At 45.8% G+C, this 15,302-nt stretch carries 15 protein-coding genes and 3 pseudogenes; 7 read left to right on the top strand and 11 right to left on the bottom strand.

Going from position 1 to position 15,302, the window contains the following annotated elements:
- Positions 1 to 518: 518 nt before the first annotated feature.
- From B9Z54_RS24480 to B9Z54_RS24460, 5 genes are all read right to left on the bottom strand, one after another.
- Positions 519 to 1,022: a GrpB family protein gene (locus B9Z54_RS24480; RefSeq protein ID WP_113930944.1), complete on the bottom strand. Its 504-nt coding sequence runs from the start codon at positions 1,020 to 1,022 to the stop codon at positions 519 to 521.
- On the bottom strand, positions 1,022 to 1,273 hold the full coding sequence (locus B9Z54_RS24475) for a YqkE family protein (protein WP_113930943.1): 252 nt from the start codon (positions 1,271 to 1,273) through the stop codon (positions 1,022 to 1,024). Before B9Z54_RS24475 ends, B9Z54_RS24480 begins: the two co-directional genes overlap by 1 nt.
- 523 nt (positions 1,274 to 1,796) lie before the next feature.
- A complete protein-coding gene (locus B9Z54_RS24470) occupies positions 1,797 to 2,459 on the bottom strand; it encodes a CoA transferase subunit B (RefSeq protein WP_113930942.1) in 663 nt (220 codons plus the stop codon).
- A 25-nt stretch (positions 2,460 to 2,484) separates the two neighbouring features.
- Positions 2,485 to 3,177 (bottom strand): CoA transferase subunit A, encoded by a 693-nt coding sequence (locus B9Z54_RS24465; RefSeq protein ID WP_113930941.1) that lies wholly within the window; start codon positions 3,175 to 3,177, stop codon positions 2,485 to 2,487.
- Positions 3,178 to 3,201: 24 nt separating this feature from the next.
- A complete protein-coding gene (locus tag B9Z54_RS24460; RefSeq protein ID WP_113930940.1) occupies positions 3,202 to 4,383 on the bottom strand; it encodes an acetyl-CoA C-acetyltransferase in 1,182 nt (393 codons plus the stop codon).
- A 190-nt stretch (positions 4,384 to 4,573) separates the two neighbouring features.
- On the opposite strand from B9Z54_RS24460, the gene B9Z54_RS24455 reads away from it, so the two are divergent.
- The 3 genes and pseudogenes from B9Z54_RS24455 to B9Z54_RS24450 all read left to right on the top strand — a co-directional run bounded on the left by B9Z54_RS24455 (position 4,574) and on the right by B9Z54_RS24450 (position 6,917).
- Complete coding sequence (locus tag B9Z54_RS24455; protein ID WP_205207762.1) at positions 4,574 to 5,470, top strand: hydroxymethylglutaryl-CoA lyase; 897 nt, start codon at positions 4,574 to 4,576, stop codon at positions 5,468 to 5,470.
- 64 nt (positions 5,471 to 5,534) lie between these two features.
- Positions 5,535 to 5,666, top strand: a complete 132-nt coding sequence (locus tag B9Z54_RS26325; RefSeq protein WP_262370795.1) for a hypothetical protein — start codon at positions 5,535 to 5,537, stop codon at positions 5,664 to 5,666.
- Between the two features lie 328 nt (positions 5,667 to 5,994).
- Positions 5,995 to 6,917, top strand: a pseudogene (locus tag B9Z54_RS24450) (alpha/beta hydrolase).
- Between the two features lie 278 nt (positions 6,918 to 7,195).
- Here B9Z54_RS24450 and B9Z54_RS24445 read toward each other — a convergent pair.
- The gene (locus B9Z54_RS24445) at positions 7,196 to 7,516 is read right to left on the bottom strand and encodes an iron-sulfur cluster biosynthesis family protein (protein ID WP_113930938.1); all 321 of its coding nucleotides are present in this window, start codon (positions 7,514 to 7,516) and stop codon (positions 7,196 to 7,198) included.
- A 234-nt stretch (positions 7,517 to 7,750) separates the two neighbouring features.
- Here B9Z54_RS24445 and B9Z54_RS24440 point away from each other — a divergent pair, with 234 nt between their 5' ends.
- Positions 7,751 to 7,966, top strand: a complete 216-nt coding sequence (locus tag B9Z54_RS24440) for a CDGSH iron-sulfur domain-containing protein (protein ID WP_113930952.1) — start codon at positions 7,751 to 7,753, stop codon at positions 7,964 to 7,966.
- A gap of 52 nt (positions 7,967 to 8,018) precedes the next feature.
- Here B9Z54_RS24440 and B9Z54_RS24435 read toward each other — a convergent pair whose 3' ends face one another.
- Together B9Z54_RS24435 and B9Z54_RS24430 are read right to left on the bottom strand one after the other, a co-directional pair.
- Positions 8,019 to 8,354, bottom strand: a complete 336-nt coding sequence (locus B9Z54_RS24435; RefSeq protein ID WP_113930937.1) for a YolD-like family protein — start codon at positions 8,352 to 8,354, stop codon at positions 8,019 to 8,021.
- 119 nt (positions 8,355 to 8,473) lie between these two features.
- Positions 8,474 to 9,735 (bottom strand): annotated as a pseudogene (locus B9Z54_RS24430) (Y-family DNA polymerase).
- A 313-nt stretch (positions 9,736 to 10,048) separates the two neighbouring features.
- On the opposite strand from B9Z54_RS24430, the gene B9Z54_RS24425 reads away from it, so the two are divergent.
- Complete coding sequence (locus B9Z54_RS24425) at positions 10,049 to 10,258, top strand: hypothetical protein (protein ID WP_113930936.1); 210 nt, start codon at positions 10,049 to 10,051, stop codon at positions 10,256 to 10,258.
- Between the two features lie 34 nt (positions 10,259 to 10,292).
- On the opposite strand, the gene B9Z54_RS26840 is transcribed toward B9Z54_RS24425, so the two are convergent.
- The 3 genes and pseudogenes from B9Z54_RS26840 to B9Z54_RS24415 form a co-directional block, all read right to left on the bottom strand.
- Entirely contained in the window at positions 10,293 to 10,454 is a 162-nt protein-coding gene (locus B9Z54_RS26840) for a hypothetical protein (protein ID WP_481747828.1), read from the bottom strand.
- A gap of 84 nt (positions 10,455 to 10,538) precedes the next feature.
- Positions 10,539 to 11,086 (bottom strand): annotated as a pseudogene (locus tag B9Z54_RS24420) (SDR family NAD(P)-dependent oxidoreductase); the annotation flags it as partial.
- Positions 11,087 to 11,101: 15 nt separating this feature from the next.
- Positions 11,102 to 12,064 (bottom strand): MBL fold metallo-hydrolase, encoded by a 963-nt coding sequence (locus tag B9Z54_RS24415; RefSeq protein WP_113930935.1) that lies wholly within the window; start codon positions 12,062 to 12,064, stop codon positions 11,102 to 11,104.
- A gap of 418 nt (positions 12,065 to 12,482) precedes the next feature.
- On the opposite strand from B9Z54_RS24415, the gene B9Z54_RS24410 reads away from it, so the two are divergent.
- Together B9Z54_RS24410 and namA are read left to right on the top strand one after the other, a co-directional pair.
- Entirely contained in the window at positions 12,483 to 13,628 is a 1,146-nt protein-coding gene (locus B9Z54_RS24410) for a glycosyltransferase family 2 protein (protein ID WP_113930934.1), read from the top strand.
- A 172-nt stretch (positions 13,629 to 13,800) separates the two neighbouring features.
- Positions 13,801 to 14,817: an NADPH dehydrogenase NamA gene (gene namA, locus B9Z54_RS24405; RefSeq protein WP_113930933.1), complete on the top strand. Its 1,017-nt coding sequence runs from the start codon at positions 13,801 to 13,803 to the stop codon at positions 14,815 to 14,817.
- The last annotated feature ends 485 nt before the right edge of the window (positions 14,818 to 15,302 follow it).

Raw genomic sequence — 15,302 nt, 5'->3', positions numbered from 1 at the left:
GGAATTTGTGAGTGCCACTAAAAGGAAAAATAGGCTTTCTGGTGGCACTCGGGGAATTCGTGAGTGCCACTAAAATAGGGAAAAAAAGCTTTCTGGTGGCACTCGGAATTCGTGAGTGCCACTAAATAGGGAAAAAAGCTTTCTGGTGGCACTCGGGGAAGTGGTGAGTGCCACTAAAAAGGAAAAATGGCTTCCTGGTGGCACTCGTGGTATTCGTGAGTGCCACTAAAAGGGATAAAAGGCTTTCTGGTGGCACTCGGGGAAGTCATGAGTGCCACTAAAAAGGAAAAAAGGTTTTCTGGTGGCACTCGTGGAATTTGTGAGTACCACTAAAAGGGAAAAGAGGCTTTCTGGTGGCACTCATGGAATTCGTGAGTGCCATTAAAAGGAAAAATGGCTTTCTGGTGTCCCTCGGGGAAGTGGTTAGTGCCTCTAAAAGGAAAAAAGGCTTCCTGGTGGCACTCGTGGAATTTGTGAGTGCCACTAAAAAGGAAAAGTGGCTTTCTGGTGTCTCCATTTCAAAGCCCTACTTTCCAACCCTTGAACAAATTCATTTTTCCTTCTATATAGGCCTCGATATCATTCGGATACTTTGCCGCTAATTCACTTTTCAGCCTGCCGTATTTTTCCGCTTCATCTTTCATTGCTCTCAGATAATCCCTTAAAACCAAATGCCTTTCGATTTCTTTACTGCCTGATGCATAGATATGAACATGATACAACCTCTCGCCTTCTCTATTTTCATAGATAAAGTATCGGCGGCCGGCTATTCCATTTTCACCTTTCCCGGTGTAACCCAAGGCCTCCAATTCGCCAGTCCTGTCATCCGCGGCACCAATGTCTGGAACCTCAATGAGAAAGTCGATGATCGGTTTTGCTGCCAACCCTTCCACCGACGTCGATCCTATATGATGAATCACCGCGTTCGTTCCAAGAAAAACTGTTTCAAGCCTTTTCTTTTCTTGAAGAAATTGCTCCCTCCATTGCGGACGGTAAGAAGTCACCTCGACTTTTCTGGACATCACTTATAATCCTTCCAGTTCATGCTGCTTTCACCGAGAAGCTCTTCAAAAGATTTGTTTTTCTCTCGCCGTCTCATTTCTTCCCTTTTCTTCTCAGCTTCCTCTTCCTTCCGGGTAGTTTCTTCTTTTTCAAGCTCTTTCTTCTTATCCTTTAAGGCCTGAAACACATCGGATTGCAATGTGTCCTTCAGTGTCATTTCTTCATCCTTATTCTTTGCGGCTGGACGCTTCCGCTGCTGTTTTTTCTTCATGGGGATTTTCCTCCTCTTTTTGATTTGTACTGTTAACGCGGTGCCCGCTATTGGTTGATGATGCTTTTTCCTTTGAATCGTCCCGTTGTTTTGTCCCTTGGCCCTTGTTGTTGGTATGTTTCCTCAAATCGTACCGTTATCTAGGGCTGGCTTTTTGTTAATGGTACGTTTTCTCTCGAATCGTACCGTTATCTAGAGGCTCGCTCTTTGGTGATGGTATGTTTCCATCCGAATCGTACCATTATTGAAAGGCTTGCTCTTTGTTGGTGGTACGTTTTCCTCAAACCCTCTCCAAACCTCTGAGCTCTCCCCCTAAGACAAAAAGAGAAGCAGCCATACCGAAACTTCAATACCATGATTTTACCAAAAAATAAAAAAGAGAAGCTTAGCGCTTCCCTCTTCAAAAAATCTACCAGACCTCTTTTTTTCGTGGTTTGATGTTCCTCGTAGCCCGTTCGAGAGACATCAGACCTCTATATTTCATGGTTTGGTGTCCTTCGTGGGCGCTTCGAGAGACACAAGACTAAAATGCGTCTGTTACCAGGTTATCATCAATAATCAATTGAGGTTCGGTTGTCGAAGTTACATCCTCAACAGTATAGCCTTCTGCTATTTCCCGCAGCATCAGACCTTTATCCGTTACATCAATGACGGCACGGTCGGTGATGATTCTGTCCACTACGCCTTCTCCTGTCAGCGGGAGGCTGCACTCTTTCAAAATTTTGCCCTCGCCGTCTTTGTTCACATGTTCCATGATGACGATGATCCTTTGAGCTCCGTGGACAAGGTCCATGGCGCCTCCCATTCCTTTGATCATTTTTCCTGGGATCATCCAGTTGGCCAGATTCCCTTTCTCGGATACTTCCATTCCGCCAAGGATCGCCACGTTTATGTGTCCGCCCCTGATCATTGCGAAAGATTCAGAGCTGTCAAAGTAGGAAGATCCCGGAATCGCTGTTACCGTTTCTTTTCCGGCATTGATCAGATCAGCATCCACCTCAACCTCCGATGGATAAGGTCCGATTCCGAGTAATCCATTCTCAGATTGAAGAACAACCTGTTTATTGTCAGAAATATAGTTGGCAACCAGTGTCGGCATCCCGATTCCAAGATTGACATAGAATCCATCCTGAATCTCTTTTTCTGCTCTTCTGGCTATTTTTTCTCTCATTTTCGCGCGGTCCATTTTCTTCTCTCCTTTCTCTCATTTATTATTGGCTGCTGACTGTTCTTCGTTCAATCCGCTTTTCCTGTTCTGCCTGGATGATGCGCTTCACATAGATGCTTGGAGTATGGATTTCGTTTGGATTAAGATTGCCCGTTTCCACCAGTTCTTCCACTTCAGCGATCGTCACTTTTCCAGCGGCTGCAATCATAGGGTTGAAGTTTCTTGCTGTTTTGTTATAGATCAGATTCCCCATTTTATCGCCTTTCCAGGCACGGACAAGACTGAAGTCAGCTGTGTACGCTTCCTCCAATAAGTACTCTTTTCCGTTGAATGTCCGGGTTTCTTTTCCTTCTGCAATCGGTGTGCCGACTCCAGCAGGGGTATAGAATGCGGGGATGCCCGCACCGCCTGCACGGATTTTTTCAGCCAGTGTCCCTTGAGGCACCAACTCTACCTCAATCTCCCCTGAAAGCACCTGTCTTTCAAACTCTTTATTTTCTCCCACATAGGATCCGATCATCTTCTTGATCTGCTTGTTGCGCAAGAGCAATCCAAGTCCCCAGTCATCCACTCCGCAATTGTTGGAAATGACCGTTAAGTCTTTTACACCTTTCTCAACAAGTGCAAGAATCAGGTTTTCCGGAATTCCGCACAGTCCAAATCCACCGACCATCAAAGTGGCTCCATCTTTAATATCTTCAATTGCGTCATTAAAAGAAGTATATACTTGTTTCATCAAGGTTCCTCCTTCGCTATATTTTTAGACTTTTTCTACTATCGTTGCTACACCTTGTCCGCCGCCGATGCAAAGGGTCGCGAGTCCGCGCTTCGCATTTCTGCGGCCCATTTCATGGATGAGGGTCACAAGGATCCGCGTCCCGCTGGCCCCGATTGGGTGGCCAAGGGCAATCGCCCCTCCGTTCACATTCAGCTTTTCTTTATCAAACTGAAGTTCCCGGTCGACTGCAAGTGACTGGGCAGCAAATGCTTCATTCGCTTCTATCAAATCCATATCTGTCAGGGACAGGCTTGATTTCTCCAATACATTCTTCACTGCAGATACTGGTCCTATGCCCATGACAGCCGGATCCACCGCAGCATTGGCATTTGCTTTGATCGTCACAAGCGGAGTGATGCCAAGCTCTTCCGCCTTCTCTTTTGACATCACGACCACAGCTGCCGCTCCATCATTGATGCCAGATGCGTTTCCTGCCGTGACACTGCCCTCTTTTTTGAAGGCCGCCCTTAAGCCTGACAATTTATCTGCTGTCGAACTCTTACGCGGAAATTCATCAGTTTTGAAAACAAGCGGCTCCCCTTTTCTTTGAGGAATTTCGACAGGGACAATCTCACTGTCAAACTTACCGGCTTCCATGGCAGCCGCCGCTTTCTCCTGGCTCCATGCCGCGAATTCGTCCTGCTCTTCCCTGTTGATGGAATAGCGGTCGCAAAGGTTTTCTGCCGTCATTCCCATATGATAATCATTGAATGCACACCATAAGCCGTCTGAAATCATGCTGTCGACCACTTTTCCGTCGCCCATTCTATAGCCGTTCCTTGCATTTGGAAGCAAATAAGGGGCCTGGCTCATATTTTCCATTCCTCCGGCCACAACGATATCTGCATCACCGGCGATAATTGCCTGTGCTGCCAAGTGAACCGTTTTGAGCCCTGATCCGCATACTTTATTGATGGTCATCGCAGGAACCGTCTCAGGCATGCCTGCTTTTAGCGCCGCCTGCCTCGCCGGGTTCTGGCCAAGACCTGCCTGAAGCACATTCCCCATGATGACTTCATCCACATCATTCATCGAAACTCCTGCTTTTTCCAGTGCATCCTTAATCACTATTGCTCCCAGCTCCGGTGCCGAAATATCCTTTAAAGATCCGTTGAAGCTGCCTATGGCAGTACGGACCGCACTCACGATTACTACTTCCTTCATGTCATTGTCCTCCTTATGCAGAGCTTGCAGCAAAACGGGGCAAGCTGCCTCTCTTTTTTACATCTACTTATAATGGTTTCTCTGTAAGCGCTTAAATTCCTTTTAATTCGTCAAAAAATTTATAGTTGCTTTTTAAATCTGAATTTTTCTACAATGTAGATAGAACTTATTTTTATCTGGAGGTATTTCAATGGACTTACCGAAAAAAGTCACAATCATCGAAGTCGGCCCGCGGGACGGCCTGCAAAACGAAAAAAACTTTGTCCCTACTGATATTAAAATCCAGTTCATCCGTGCTCTTAAAGACGCCGGCTTGAAGGAAATGGAACTCACTTCGTTTGTGTCGCCCAAATGGGTGCCGCAGATGAAAGATGCCGGTGAAATCGTGGAAGCCTGTTTGAACAGCGAACGGGACATGGTGCTTGCCCCAAACCGGAGAGGTGTCGACCGCGTCCTTGAAACCAAAGGAAAAGCCGTCGCGGTTTTTGTCGGTGTCAGCAACAGCTTCAACAAGAAAAACATCAATAAAACGACATCCGAAAGCCTTGAAGAGCTGAAGCCTATCGTTGGCGAACTCAAAGAAAAAGGCTATTTTGTCCGCGCCTGCATCTCTACCTCATTCTATTGCCCATATGAAGGAAAAATTCCTCCACAGGAGACTCTGCAGTTGTGCAGGGAATTCGCTGATATGGGTGTGGATGAACTGAGTGTCGCGGACACAATCGGCATGGCCAATCCAAAAGAGTCCCATGAGCTCTTTTCTTTGCTGAAGAACTCCCTTCCGAATGTTTTGATAACAGCGCATTTCCACGATACACGTAAAATGGCGCTTGCTAATATCCTTGCATCCCTTCAGGCCGGAGTCGATCGATTCGATACTTCCGCCGGCGGACTCGGAGGCTGTCCATTCGCCCCCGGGGCCTCAGGCAATGCGGCGACGGAGGATGTAGTCTTTATGCTTGAACAAATGGGCATCGATACCGGAGTAGATCTCGACGGACTTGTTGCAGCGGTGAATATTGTTACGCCTCATCTTTCCCGCAGCATCGACACCGGCTACTACAAGCTGCAGACTGCCGGTCAATAACCTGAATAGCTCCCACTCCCTTGAGCATCCTAATCCTGTATCTATTTAGGAAAGGAAGAATAACATGAGCCAAAAACGCGAAAAGGGATACAGCCAAAAAGGGAAACCGAATGCTGATATCGTGCAGAATGTGATTTCAAAAGAAGAACTGGAAAAAGCAGTTCATCCAACAAACCGCCAGAACTCTGAACAGTGATGTGAGATTTACTCTATTGGAAATGGCCGGTCCGTATGTTTATGCGGGCCGGCTGTTTTTGGCTGGAGTGTTTGTTGGTGGAGGGAAGGAGGGATTGGTGATCCCATCCGGGGGACATCTTATTGTCTTTTTTCGCTTTATATTTACTTCGCTTCACGTCCGAGGGACATCATCTTGAGTTTTTTAGCTTTTGATGTACCTCACTCCCGCCGCTAAAGACCCGTTACCTATACCGCCGCCTTCCCTCCCCCTGCTAAGAGCGCGTTTCCTGTCCCTGTTTTAGAGGAAGTGGTAAAATATAGAGAACTAAATCTTGGAGGCTTTTATCATGAAAAAGTGGATTCCTGCTGTGGGCGGTGCTCTTGCAGCTGCCGCCGGTCTCGGCGTTTATTTAACGAACCAATTTATGTACTTAAAGAAAAAGAATGAACAAGAAATACTTCACCGTGAAATTTCAGCCGGACGCCTGAATATGGAGGACTACAATGCACTGCCCAAGGAGGAGGTCAGCATCCCCTCTCCCTTTGGCTATAGGATCAAAGCGGTCTTTGTGAATCCCAACCCCGGCAATAAATATATGATTTTTTGCCATGGCGTCACTGAGACCAAGTTTAATTCATTAAAGTACATGAACCTATTTCTGAAAAGGGGCTTCAATGCCGTTGTCTATGATCATCGCCGGCATGGGGAGTCAGGCGGCAAAACTTCGAGCTATGGCTTTTTTGAAAAGCATGACCTGCAGGCGGTAGTCGAGGAGCTCATCAGGCGCCAGGGTGAGGATGTTTTCTTTGGTATCCATGGAGAATCAATGGGGGCTTCCACCATGCTTCTTTATGCAGGTTCTGTGGAAGACCGCGCAGACTTTTATATTGCGGACTGCCCTTATTCCGACTTCGGTGAACAGCTTTCCTACCGGATGACGAAGGAAGTCAGGCTGCCGATCCAGGGGCTCCTCCTTCCTCTTGCCAATTTGTTTTTGAAGCTTCGCGAAGGATATACCCTGAAGGATATCTCACCCCGGTCGGTTGTGGAAAATATCGAAAAACCGGTGCTCTTCATTCACAGCACCCCGGATGACTTCATTCTTTCATCCATGACGCAGGAACTGTTTGATAAAAAAATGGTCCTAAAAAATTATACCTTGCTGAAAATGGCCTTCATGCGCAATCCTATAATGAGAATAAGGAAGAGTATGAAAAAGCTATAGATGAATTTTTGGAGGACGCACTTGCTGTCAATCAAGTCTCTTAATTCGGTACATTAATAAAGAGGCTGGGATAAAACCTTATAAAAAGCTCTTTTCAAAAGAATGTGTCTGAGTATAAAGAAAGGATTTCCGCTCCAATCCGCCTGCGATCAGGAACGGCGGATAACCTAATCTAAAAAATAACATCTTTAAGGTAAGAGCCTAATAACAAAAATGAACCGCATGAGATCAAGTATATAACCTTGATCTCATGCGGTTTTGTTTTCGATGATTTCTACTTGCATCAATTATTTTTCTACTTTTGTCCCAGCCTCTTTTTGATTTAATGAATGATAAAGCTCATTCTTCCGTTTAATATCTGGCTGGGGCTCTTCAACTGAAACGTATTAGCGGAAGAGGAAAAGTCGATTTTCAAATCCTTGTCGTAAAAGACTGTTTTTGATTTCTCGACCAGTACCGGCATTGCTTCTGTACTGATTTCGATATCATCCCAGCCCTTTTGAGTGACGTATTCCAAAACAGGTATTCCGCTCATGACGCATCCGCAGCCTTCTGTTTCATACTTTATTTTTAAATAGCCTTTTTGACCGCCTATTTTTGCCTTTAAAACCTCTTGTGCTTCATTGGTTATCGTGATGTTCATCTGTAAACCTCCTTGACGTTCTGCTCTTGGCGTTAGTTTACCATATGACTTGGCTGTTTTTCATTTTTAGGGATTATGAAGGATAAGTCCTTTTTAAACTGCGCTCATTTATTATTTCCACTCGCAGACATTTCAAAAGCTTCTATAAAGTATCACAGAAATGTTGCATTTTTCCAACCTTCCACTTACTATCAAGGTGGGGACTCTTTGTTACATACAGAAAGGATGATTTTTATGACAAAAGTGCAAATCAAAGTGAATGACAATGGATCTTTAAAAGTAACTGGTGACGTGGAGCTTGTGGACGCTGAGGGCAATGTTTTTCCGACGAAGAACGTATTTTCTCTTTGCCGCTGCGGACTTTCAACGAGAATGCCTTTCTGTGATGCTTCTCATAAAGGCAAGTTTGAATCATGTGTACGTGCAGAAAAAGTCCTGGATGACAAATAAGTACTGCACGAGCCTGAAAAAGGTTTTTCCTTTTCTTTCAGGCTTTTTTGTTCTATTCTTCCGTAAAACGAATGTCTGCTATGTCGTTGATTGACAGGTAATATTTCTTTTCGAAGCGGTCAAGGATATGAAGCTTTCCCTTCAATCCATCGTAATAATGAATGCGGCCGATGAGCAATTCATGGCGCCGGCCGGCATAATGGGTAATGGTGACCAGGCGGCTGAACTCCATGGCTTCCGCTGTGATTTCGTTCAACTCCTCAAGATGCTGTTCATCCACTTTCTTCTGCTGCTCAAAACTGTCTTCGTGTGCCCAGTCCCTCAGCAGCTTTACATGTTCAGGCAGCATCATGGAGGTCCACTTGATCCTTCCACGGTCGCGGTTCATGTTCATCCCCTCTTTCTCTTTCAATTTGACTATTTCGGCTTGATTTCAGATTCTGTGCGGCTTTTCCTTCAGGCCGAGCCAGGGGACGCAGGACAGACCTAATTGGGCGGTCCTTCACTCTACGCCTTATGCCCCCCCACCAAGGTCGCACGGTGCTTGGCAGTGCCGGCAGCGGTGTAGGAAATGGCCCGCAGCAAAGCACCCGATCCGTATTTATGGCGGATTTGATCGACGACATATCCGAGCTCCCTTTTCTTCCAGCGGTCTGGTTCAAACAGGCTGACCTGCATGCTTTCGTCCGGAAAGAGGTTGCTGAGGCTGATGGAGATACTGCGGACGGTTTTGCCGTTGTAATTTTCCTTAAAGAGTTGAAGGCAGACTTTGTATAAGTCCATGGTGATATTCGTGGGCTCTTCTATGGATCGTGACCGGTTGAATCCTCCGCCAAATTCCTCCTGGCTGTAGCCTATGCTCAAGCTGATGGTCCGTCCTGCCTGCCGGTGATTACGGGTCCGCCGAGCCACTTCTTCGCATATCTCAAGCATGACGCTTTTGATTTCCTCTTCTTCTTTATAATCACGCAGAAGGATCTGGCTTTTGCCAAAGCTGACCTGCCCATCCATGATCGGCGCTCCGATTTCCGACAGGTCGACTCCCCATGCATGATAATACAGCTGGTTGCCCATGATTCCGAATTTGCTTTCAAGTTTCTGCAGTTCATATTTGGCAAGCTGGCCGACATTGAAGATCCCCATGCGGTTCAGGGTTTTCTCAAGCCGCCTGCCGATTCCCCACATTTCACTCAGCGGGGAAACACTCCATAATTTCTCAGGAACATCTTCATAGGTCCACTCAGCGACTCCATGCTTTTTGGCCTCCAAGTCAAGGCACAGCTTCGACATCAGCATATTCGGGCCGATTCCGATGGCACAGGGAAGCTGGAACTCCCTTTCAATGTCCTGTTTGATTTTCCAGGCGATGGTATGGGCGTCACCCCAGAGATGGGAGGTTCCATCTATTTTCAAAAAGCTTTCATCGACACTATACGTATGAATCGCATCTTTGGGTACATACCGGTGAAACAGACGGGTGATCTCGGTGGAAATGCGGATGTAGGTAGCCATAGCAGGTTCAACTACCAGGATTTTGGGGTCCTTTGGTACTTCGAACAGACGGGAACCGGTTTTGATGCCGAATTCCTTTTTAATTTTGGGGAAGCAGCCAGGATGACGCTTCCGGGACGGTCCAGTTTCCCCGCCACCGCCAGGTAGCAGTCCAATGGATCCAGCCCCTTTATGACAGCCGAGCAGCTTGCATAAAAACTCTTCATATCGATGCATAAAATCTTCTGGTCGGGAAGCTCACCATAGTCGACAGTCATTTTTCTCCACTCCTTCCTGAAGGGAACATTCGTTCTATTTTATCTAAAATTGTATACGAATATACGTTCGTTTTCAAATATTATTTGTTGGCACACAGTGAAAAATTTTGAGGTTTTGGACAAATAAGGGTAAACAGCAAGGAATGGACAATTGAGGGCAAACGAGGAAATACAGTTCAATTAGAAAGTTGACAGGGCTGGACAATACCAAGCGTCCCGTTAAAAACAGTACCCTTTACTATTTAAAGAACCAATTCCAGCAAGTTCTTTGTGATAAAATTATAAATATTTGAAATTAATTGGAGGAGACAAATTGAGTAAAACAGTCACTTTTTCTTTTAGCAGTACAAATTATGAAGGTACAGGGGCAGCCGAAACATTCACTCTTGAAGAGTTAGGCATCGACGAGGAGATGGATGATAAAGCATTGAAGATACAAATGGATAAAATATTTCAAGCTTGGGTTTGGGATAAACTAAATATTTCTTATAGTGTAGTTATAGAGGATGAGAGCAAACAATGAAAAAACCCAGGACCAAATAGGCCTGGGTTTCTCATCATTTCTTGAAAAAAGCATTTCTCCCCAGACGCTCGACGATTCCTGGAAACAGGGTATAGAGGACGCTTCCGGCATTCATCCAGCGAGGCAAATTGATTTCCCTGGTATTGGTCAGCATTTTGCCGACAATTTTGCCGGCAACAGCATCCGGGTCGAGCATGAACCGTTCCACATTTTTGGCATAAGTTCCGGAACGGTCTGCGACATTGAAGAAGTTAGTCGCAATCGGCCCCGGGTTGACGGCCGTAACATAGATATTTGAAGAGGCTGCTTCCATGCGCAGGCTGTTCGTGTACCCGAGCACAGCATGCTTTGATGCGGAGTAGGCGCTGGATTTAGGTGTTGCCAGCTTGCCTGCCTGCGAAGCGATGTTGATGATATGCCCTGAGTTTCTTTTTTCATGATCGGCAATACATGCTTGGTGCAGGCGATGAGCCCCAGTACATTTACATCAAACATCCCTTTGATATCCTCAAAGCTTGCTTGGTCCGCTTCATCAAAAATCCCGTAACCGGCATTATTGACGAGGATATCCACATTTTCCACCTCTCTGTAAATCGATTGAAAAACGGAGGGGATTGATTCAAACCGGGATACATCGACACTGTGGATAAAGGCTTTCACCTTATAACGGCTCTCGATCGTTTTCTGCAGTTCTTTTAGGCGGTCTTCGTTACGTGCCATCAGCACGACATTCGCACCGCTTTCCGCTGCTTTGAGGGCGATTTTTTCACCAATTCCGCCGGACGCACCGGTAATGACTACATTTTTATTTATTAAACGCTGATTCACGGTTTCACCTTCTTTTTAACAGAAATACAGCAGGACACCGTCCCGTTCTTCACGGGATATCTCGTGTCTCGCTTCTAAATAATCAATTTGAGCCTGTGTTTCCGACAACGTCAAACCAAGCTCTTTACGATAAACGGATGGAAAAAGTTTTCGGCACAGTGAAAAGAGTGACTGTGGATCATTCTTCAGCAGTTCTTTCACATGCATAGCCCGGTCGTGCTGTTTTTTCAACCGTTTATGTATAAGTGAATGAACGTCCGAAACCTCTTCCCCATGCCCTGTATAAGCCAGGCTGATATCGACTTGCAGCAGTTCCTGCAAGGATTGATTGTATTGAAGCTGAGGCTTAGGCCGCTCTTCTTCCTCTCTCTCAGGTGGTTCGATCAGCGGATTGGGCGAGATATGAGAGAGAATGTGATCCCCGGCAATCATCGTGCCGTCCTTCTCGCGCCAAAAAGAAATATGGCTCTGGGCGTGGCCCGGTGTGTCCAATACAGTCCATTCCTTCATTCCGGGAATCGAATCCCCTTGCATTAGTGTACGAGTCAATCCCCTGTTTCCCATGAACTCAAGGGGAGCCCTGATTTTATGGATGAAGTGCAAGTATTCTTGCGGAAGTCCGGACTGCAAAAATAATTTTACATAAAAGCGATCATGCTCTTCCACAAAATTATCGGTCCTCACCAGCCATCTTTCATTGGCGGGGTGGCCGATTATATCGATGTGGTCGGGCATCCAGTCAAGCATCCCGGCATGATCAGGGTGATGATGAGTCAGGATGACCTGCTCAATGTCTTGTATTGAATACCCTAATTCCGCAAGATTTAACTCGAGGACTTTTCTGGCTTCCGCGGTTTGCGGACCGACATCAATCAGACTCAGCGCTTCCCCTTTTACAAGGTAGACATTTACGTCCCCGACTGCAAAAGGCGTCGGGAGCACTATTTTAGCTATATCTCCAGCCCAATAGGCATTCATATATTTCACCACTTTTTCTATATTTAAGGCTGTCTTCGCATAAATTGTTGCTTTAGGAAAAATCCCAAAAGCCGGATTTCCCCCCGGATATTAGGGATTTTTTCTAAACGGAGGGAGTAGCTCTTTTCTTTCTTCCTTATCAGGATATTTCAGGTTAAATATGATGCTTCTTTAGGAAATTCATATTAAATAGCAACAAAGTTTACGAAATGAGCCTTATTTAAAAATGAATGAGTATTCATTCTTTTATTTTACTTCTTTTCTTACGAGATGTCATGGGGTGAAATGATTTTTTCTAAACAGCAATAGATATTCTAAGAAAAACACTGAAGACTGCATGATAAGATACTAATTGCTACAATAGATAAAAATGCACTGAATTGCAATGTTAGAAAATAGAGTACAGGAGAAGTGATAAATGCTTTTAGTATTGCTTGCGATCAATTTGATTGGCTGGGCCATCTTATTCACGGATATAGCCTTGGGGCTGAGGAAGATCGATTCATTGGAAAAGGCTGAGCCTGATCACGAGGGGCCGCTGATTTCCATCATTGTTCCTGCCAGAAATGAAGCCCACACCATCATGAAGAGTATAGAATCACAGTTGAAATCCACGTATAAGAGAATTCAGTGGATAATCGTGAACGACCGCTCTGTTGATGAAACAGGTGCAGAAATAGAGCGAATCGCTTCTAAGGATAAGAGGATCAAGACGCTTCATTTAACTCAGCTGCCAAAGGGATGGCTTGGAAAGAACCATGCCCTCTATCAGGGATATCTTCACTCGGAAGGTGAGCTTCTTCTCTTTACCGATGCCGATGTCCATTATAATCCTGATGCTATCTCAAAAGCAGTGAGTGTTCTGAAAACCGAGGGTGCCGATCATCTCACGGCAGCCCCTTCTCTGACAGCGAAGGGATTTTGGCTGCAATCATTCATTGCCTTCTTCCTGTTTGGGTTTTCATATTTTAAACGGCCATGGAAAGCGAACGATGAACGTTCTTCCATCGGAATGGGAATAGGCGCTTTCAACCTGATGACCCGGTCAGCCTATGAAACAATCGGCACACATAAAAGCTTGAGGAACCGGCCGGATGATGACTTGCAGCTCGGATTCAAAGTCAAAGAGCATAAATTAAATCAACGAATGGTGACTGCCATCAGCCTCCTGCGGGTTGAATGGTACCCTACATTGAAAGCCGCTTTTCAAGGACTGGAGAAGAATACATTCGCAGGCCTTTACTACCGCTATTCAATGGTACTTCTGGCCGTTGCCGGAGTGTTTTTTTCGCAGGTGTTCCCTTTCCTGACGCTTCTGTCATCGGATGCCACTGTCAGGCTGCTGAGCTTGGCGGTAATCCTTTTGATATTAGGCAGCTATACATCAGTCATCAAAAAAATGACTGACTTTCATCCGGGACTGTTCCTTGCACTTCCGGTGACGGCCCTCATCTTCATTTTCAGCATCATCAGAGCCGTTGTCCTGACCTTTGCCAGAGGCGGCGTGATCTGGAGGGGCACAAAATATTCCTTAGAAGAACTCCGCAGTATGGAGAAGGACTAAGGCAAAATCCTTTTTCAGAAAATTTTCTGCTGATATAATAAGCATGTATTTAGGAAGACGAAATATCAAAAAGGCTCTTTTCGTAATATGAATCTCGAAAATCACCGACGTAATTCGAGATATAACCTCGTAAGCAAGAAAGAAAAGAGACTATCAAAAAGGAGCGGATAGCGTGACAGCCAAATTATTTGAATCATATAAAATCAAAGATCTTACTTTGAAGAACAGAATCGTCATGGCCCCAATGTGCATGTACTCTTCACATAATGAAGACGGAAAAGTGGAGAATTGGCATAAAACCCATTATACCAGCAGGGCGGTCGGCGGAGTCGGCCTGATCATTCAGGAGGCAACGGCTGTGACTGCACAGGGGCGGATTTCCCCGCAGGACCTGGGCATCTGGAGCGACGACCATATTGAGGGACTCAGCGAACTCGTATCTCTGATGAAAGAACAAGGCGCCCATACCGGTATCCAACTGGCACATGCAGGAAGGAAAGCTGTGATTGAAGGAGACATCATTGCTCCGTCCTCCATCGCATTCAACGAGAAGATGAAAACACCATTGGAAATGAGTAAAAGGGATATAGAAGAAACGGTCACTGCTTTTAAGCAAGGAGCAGAAAGAGCGAAGAAAGCGGGATATGACGTAATCGAGATCCACGCAGCACATGGATACTTGATCAACGAGTTCCTCTCTCCTCTTTCCAACAAGCGTAGCGACGAATATGGCGGCTCTGCTGAGAACCGCTACCGATTCCTGCGCGAAGTGCTTGAAGCGGTCAATGAGGTTTGGAACGGCCCTCTCTTCGTCCGTGTATCGGCAAAAGATTATGCAGATGGCGGTTTGGATGCAGAGGATTATGCCGTTTACTCATCGTGGATGAAAGAACAGGGAGTCGATCTAATTGATGTCAGCTCCGGGGCCGTAGTTCCGGCGAAAATCGATGTCTATCCAGGTTATCAGGTCAAACTCTCCGAAACCATCAGAAGCAAGGCAGAGATTCCGACAGGCGCAGTCGGCCTGATCACATCTGGTATTCAGGCAGAAGAAATCCTTCAAAATGAGCGTGCTGATCTTATTCTGCTGGCAAGGGAATTCCTTCGCGACCCGTACTGGCCAAGAACTGCTGCTAAAGAACTTGGGGTCGAAATCGAACCGCCTAAGCAATATGACAGGGCTTGGTAATATAAGGCTCTTTTCTTAAACTTTGTGGCTATTTAATATTGATTGCGAAAGATAGAGCCATAATTAACCCGGAAAATCCTGTTAAACAAGAGAGAAAAGAGCTTCTCTCTTTGTTTAGAGCGAAAAAGCCTAGTATCCAGGGGAAAAATCCGGCTTTTGGGATTTTTCCGAAAGCAACAATGTATGCGAAAATAGCCTAATATTAAGAGTGCAAACATGGCGTTTGCACTCTTTTTTGTTTGATTTCGGGATGGAGGATTTACAGCTTAATTTGGGGGTGTGAGTTTTGCTATTTTCTGCTCTGGTGTCTCTCGGAGGCTTCCCGAAGGACACCAGAGACCCTTCTTACCAGCCCAAGTGTCTCTCATCCACTTCCCGAGGAAACCTGCAGCCCTTTTTCCAGCCCGCGTGTCTCTCGGCTGCTTCCAGAAGGACACCTGAGACCCCTTTTTCCTCTCATAGTGTCTCTCAAGACCATACTGAGC

The sequence above is a fragment of the Bacillus sp. P14.5 genome (genome assembly GCF_003316765.1).
Lineage (GTDB): Bacteria > Bacillota > Bacilli > Bacillales > Bacillaceae_B > Rossellomorea.
Note: the sequence above shows the minus strand (reverse complement) of the source record. Positions and strands in the feature narration are given on the sequence as shown.

Coding starts and splice junctions, on each gene's coding strand:
- B9Z54_RS24480 (WP_113930944.1), bottom strand. CDS start 1,022: ATGTCCAGAAAAGTCGAGGTGACTTCTTACCGTCCGCAATGGAGGGAG.
- B9Z54_RS24475 (WP_113930943.1), bottom strand. CDS start 1,273: ATGAAGAAAAAACAGCAGCGGAAGCGTCCAGCCGCAAAGAATAAGGAT.
- B9Z54_RS24470 (WP_113930942.1), bottom strand. CDS start 2,459: ATGGACCGCGCGAAAATGAGAGAAAAAATAGCCAGAAGAGCAGAAAAA.
- B9Z54_RS24465 (WP_113930941.1), bottom strand. CDS start 3,177: ATGAAACAAGTATATACTTCTTTTAATGACGCAATTGAAGATATTAAA.
- B9Z54_RS24460 (WP_113930940.1), bottom strand. CDS start 4,383: ATGAAGGAAGTAGTAATCGTGAGTGCGGTCCGTACTGCCATAGGCAGC.
- B9Z54_RS24455 (WP_205207762.1), top strand. CDS start 4,574: ATGGACTTACCGAAAAAAGTCACAATCATCGAAGTCGGCCCGCGGGAC.
- B9Z54_RS26325 (WP_262370795.1), top strand. CDS start 5,535: ATGAGCCAAAAACGCGAAAAGGGATACAGCCAAAAAGGGAAACCGAAT.
- B9Z54_RS24445 (WP_113930938.1), bottom strand. CDS start 7,516: ATGAACATCACGATAACCAATGAAGCACAAGAGGTTTTAAAGGCAAAA.
- B9Z54_RS24440 (WP_113930952.1), top strand. CDS start 7,751: ATGACAAAAGTGCAAATCAAAGTGAATGACAATGGATCTTTAAAAGTA.
- B9Z54_RS24435 (WP_113930937.1), bottom strand. CDS start 8,354: ATGAACCGCGACCGTGGAAGGATCAAGTGGACCTCCATGATGCTGCCT.
- B9Z54_RS26840 (WP_481747828.1), bottom strand. CDS start 10,454: ATGCTCGACCCGGATGCTGTTGCCGGCAAAATTGTCGGCAAAATGCTG.
- B9Z54_RS24415 (WP_113930935.1), bottom strand. CDS start 12,064: ATGAATGCCTATTGGGCTGGAGATATAGCTAAAATAGTGCTCCCGACG.
- B9Z54_RS24410 (WP_113930934.1), top strand. CDS start 12,483: ATGCTTTTAGTATTGCTTGCGATCAATTTGATTGGCTGGGCCATCTTA.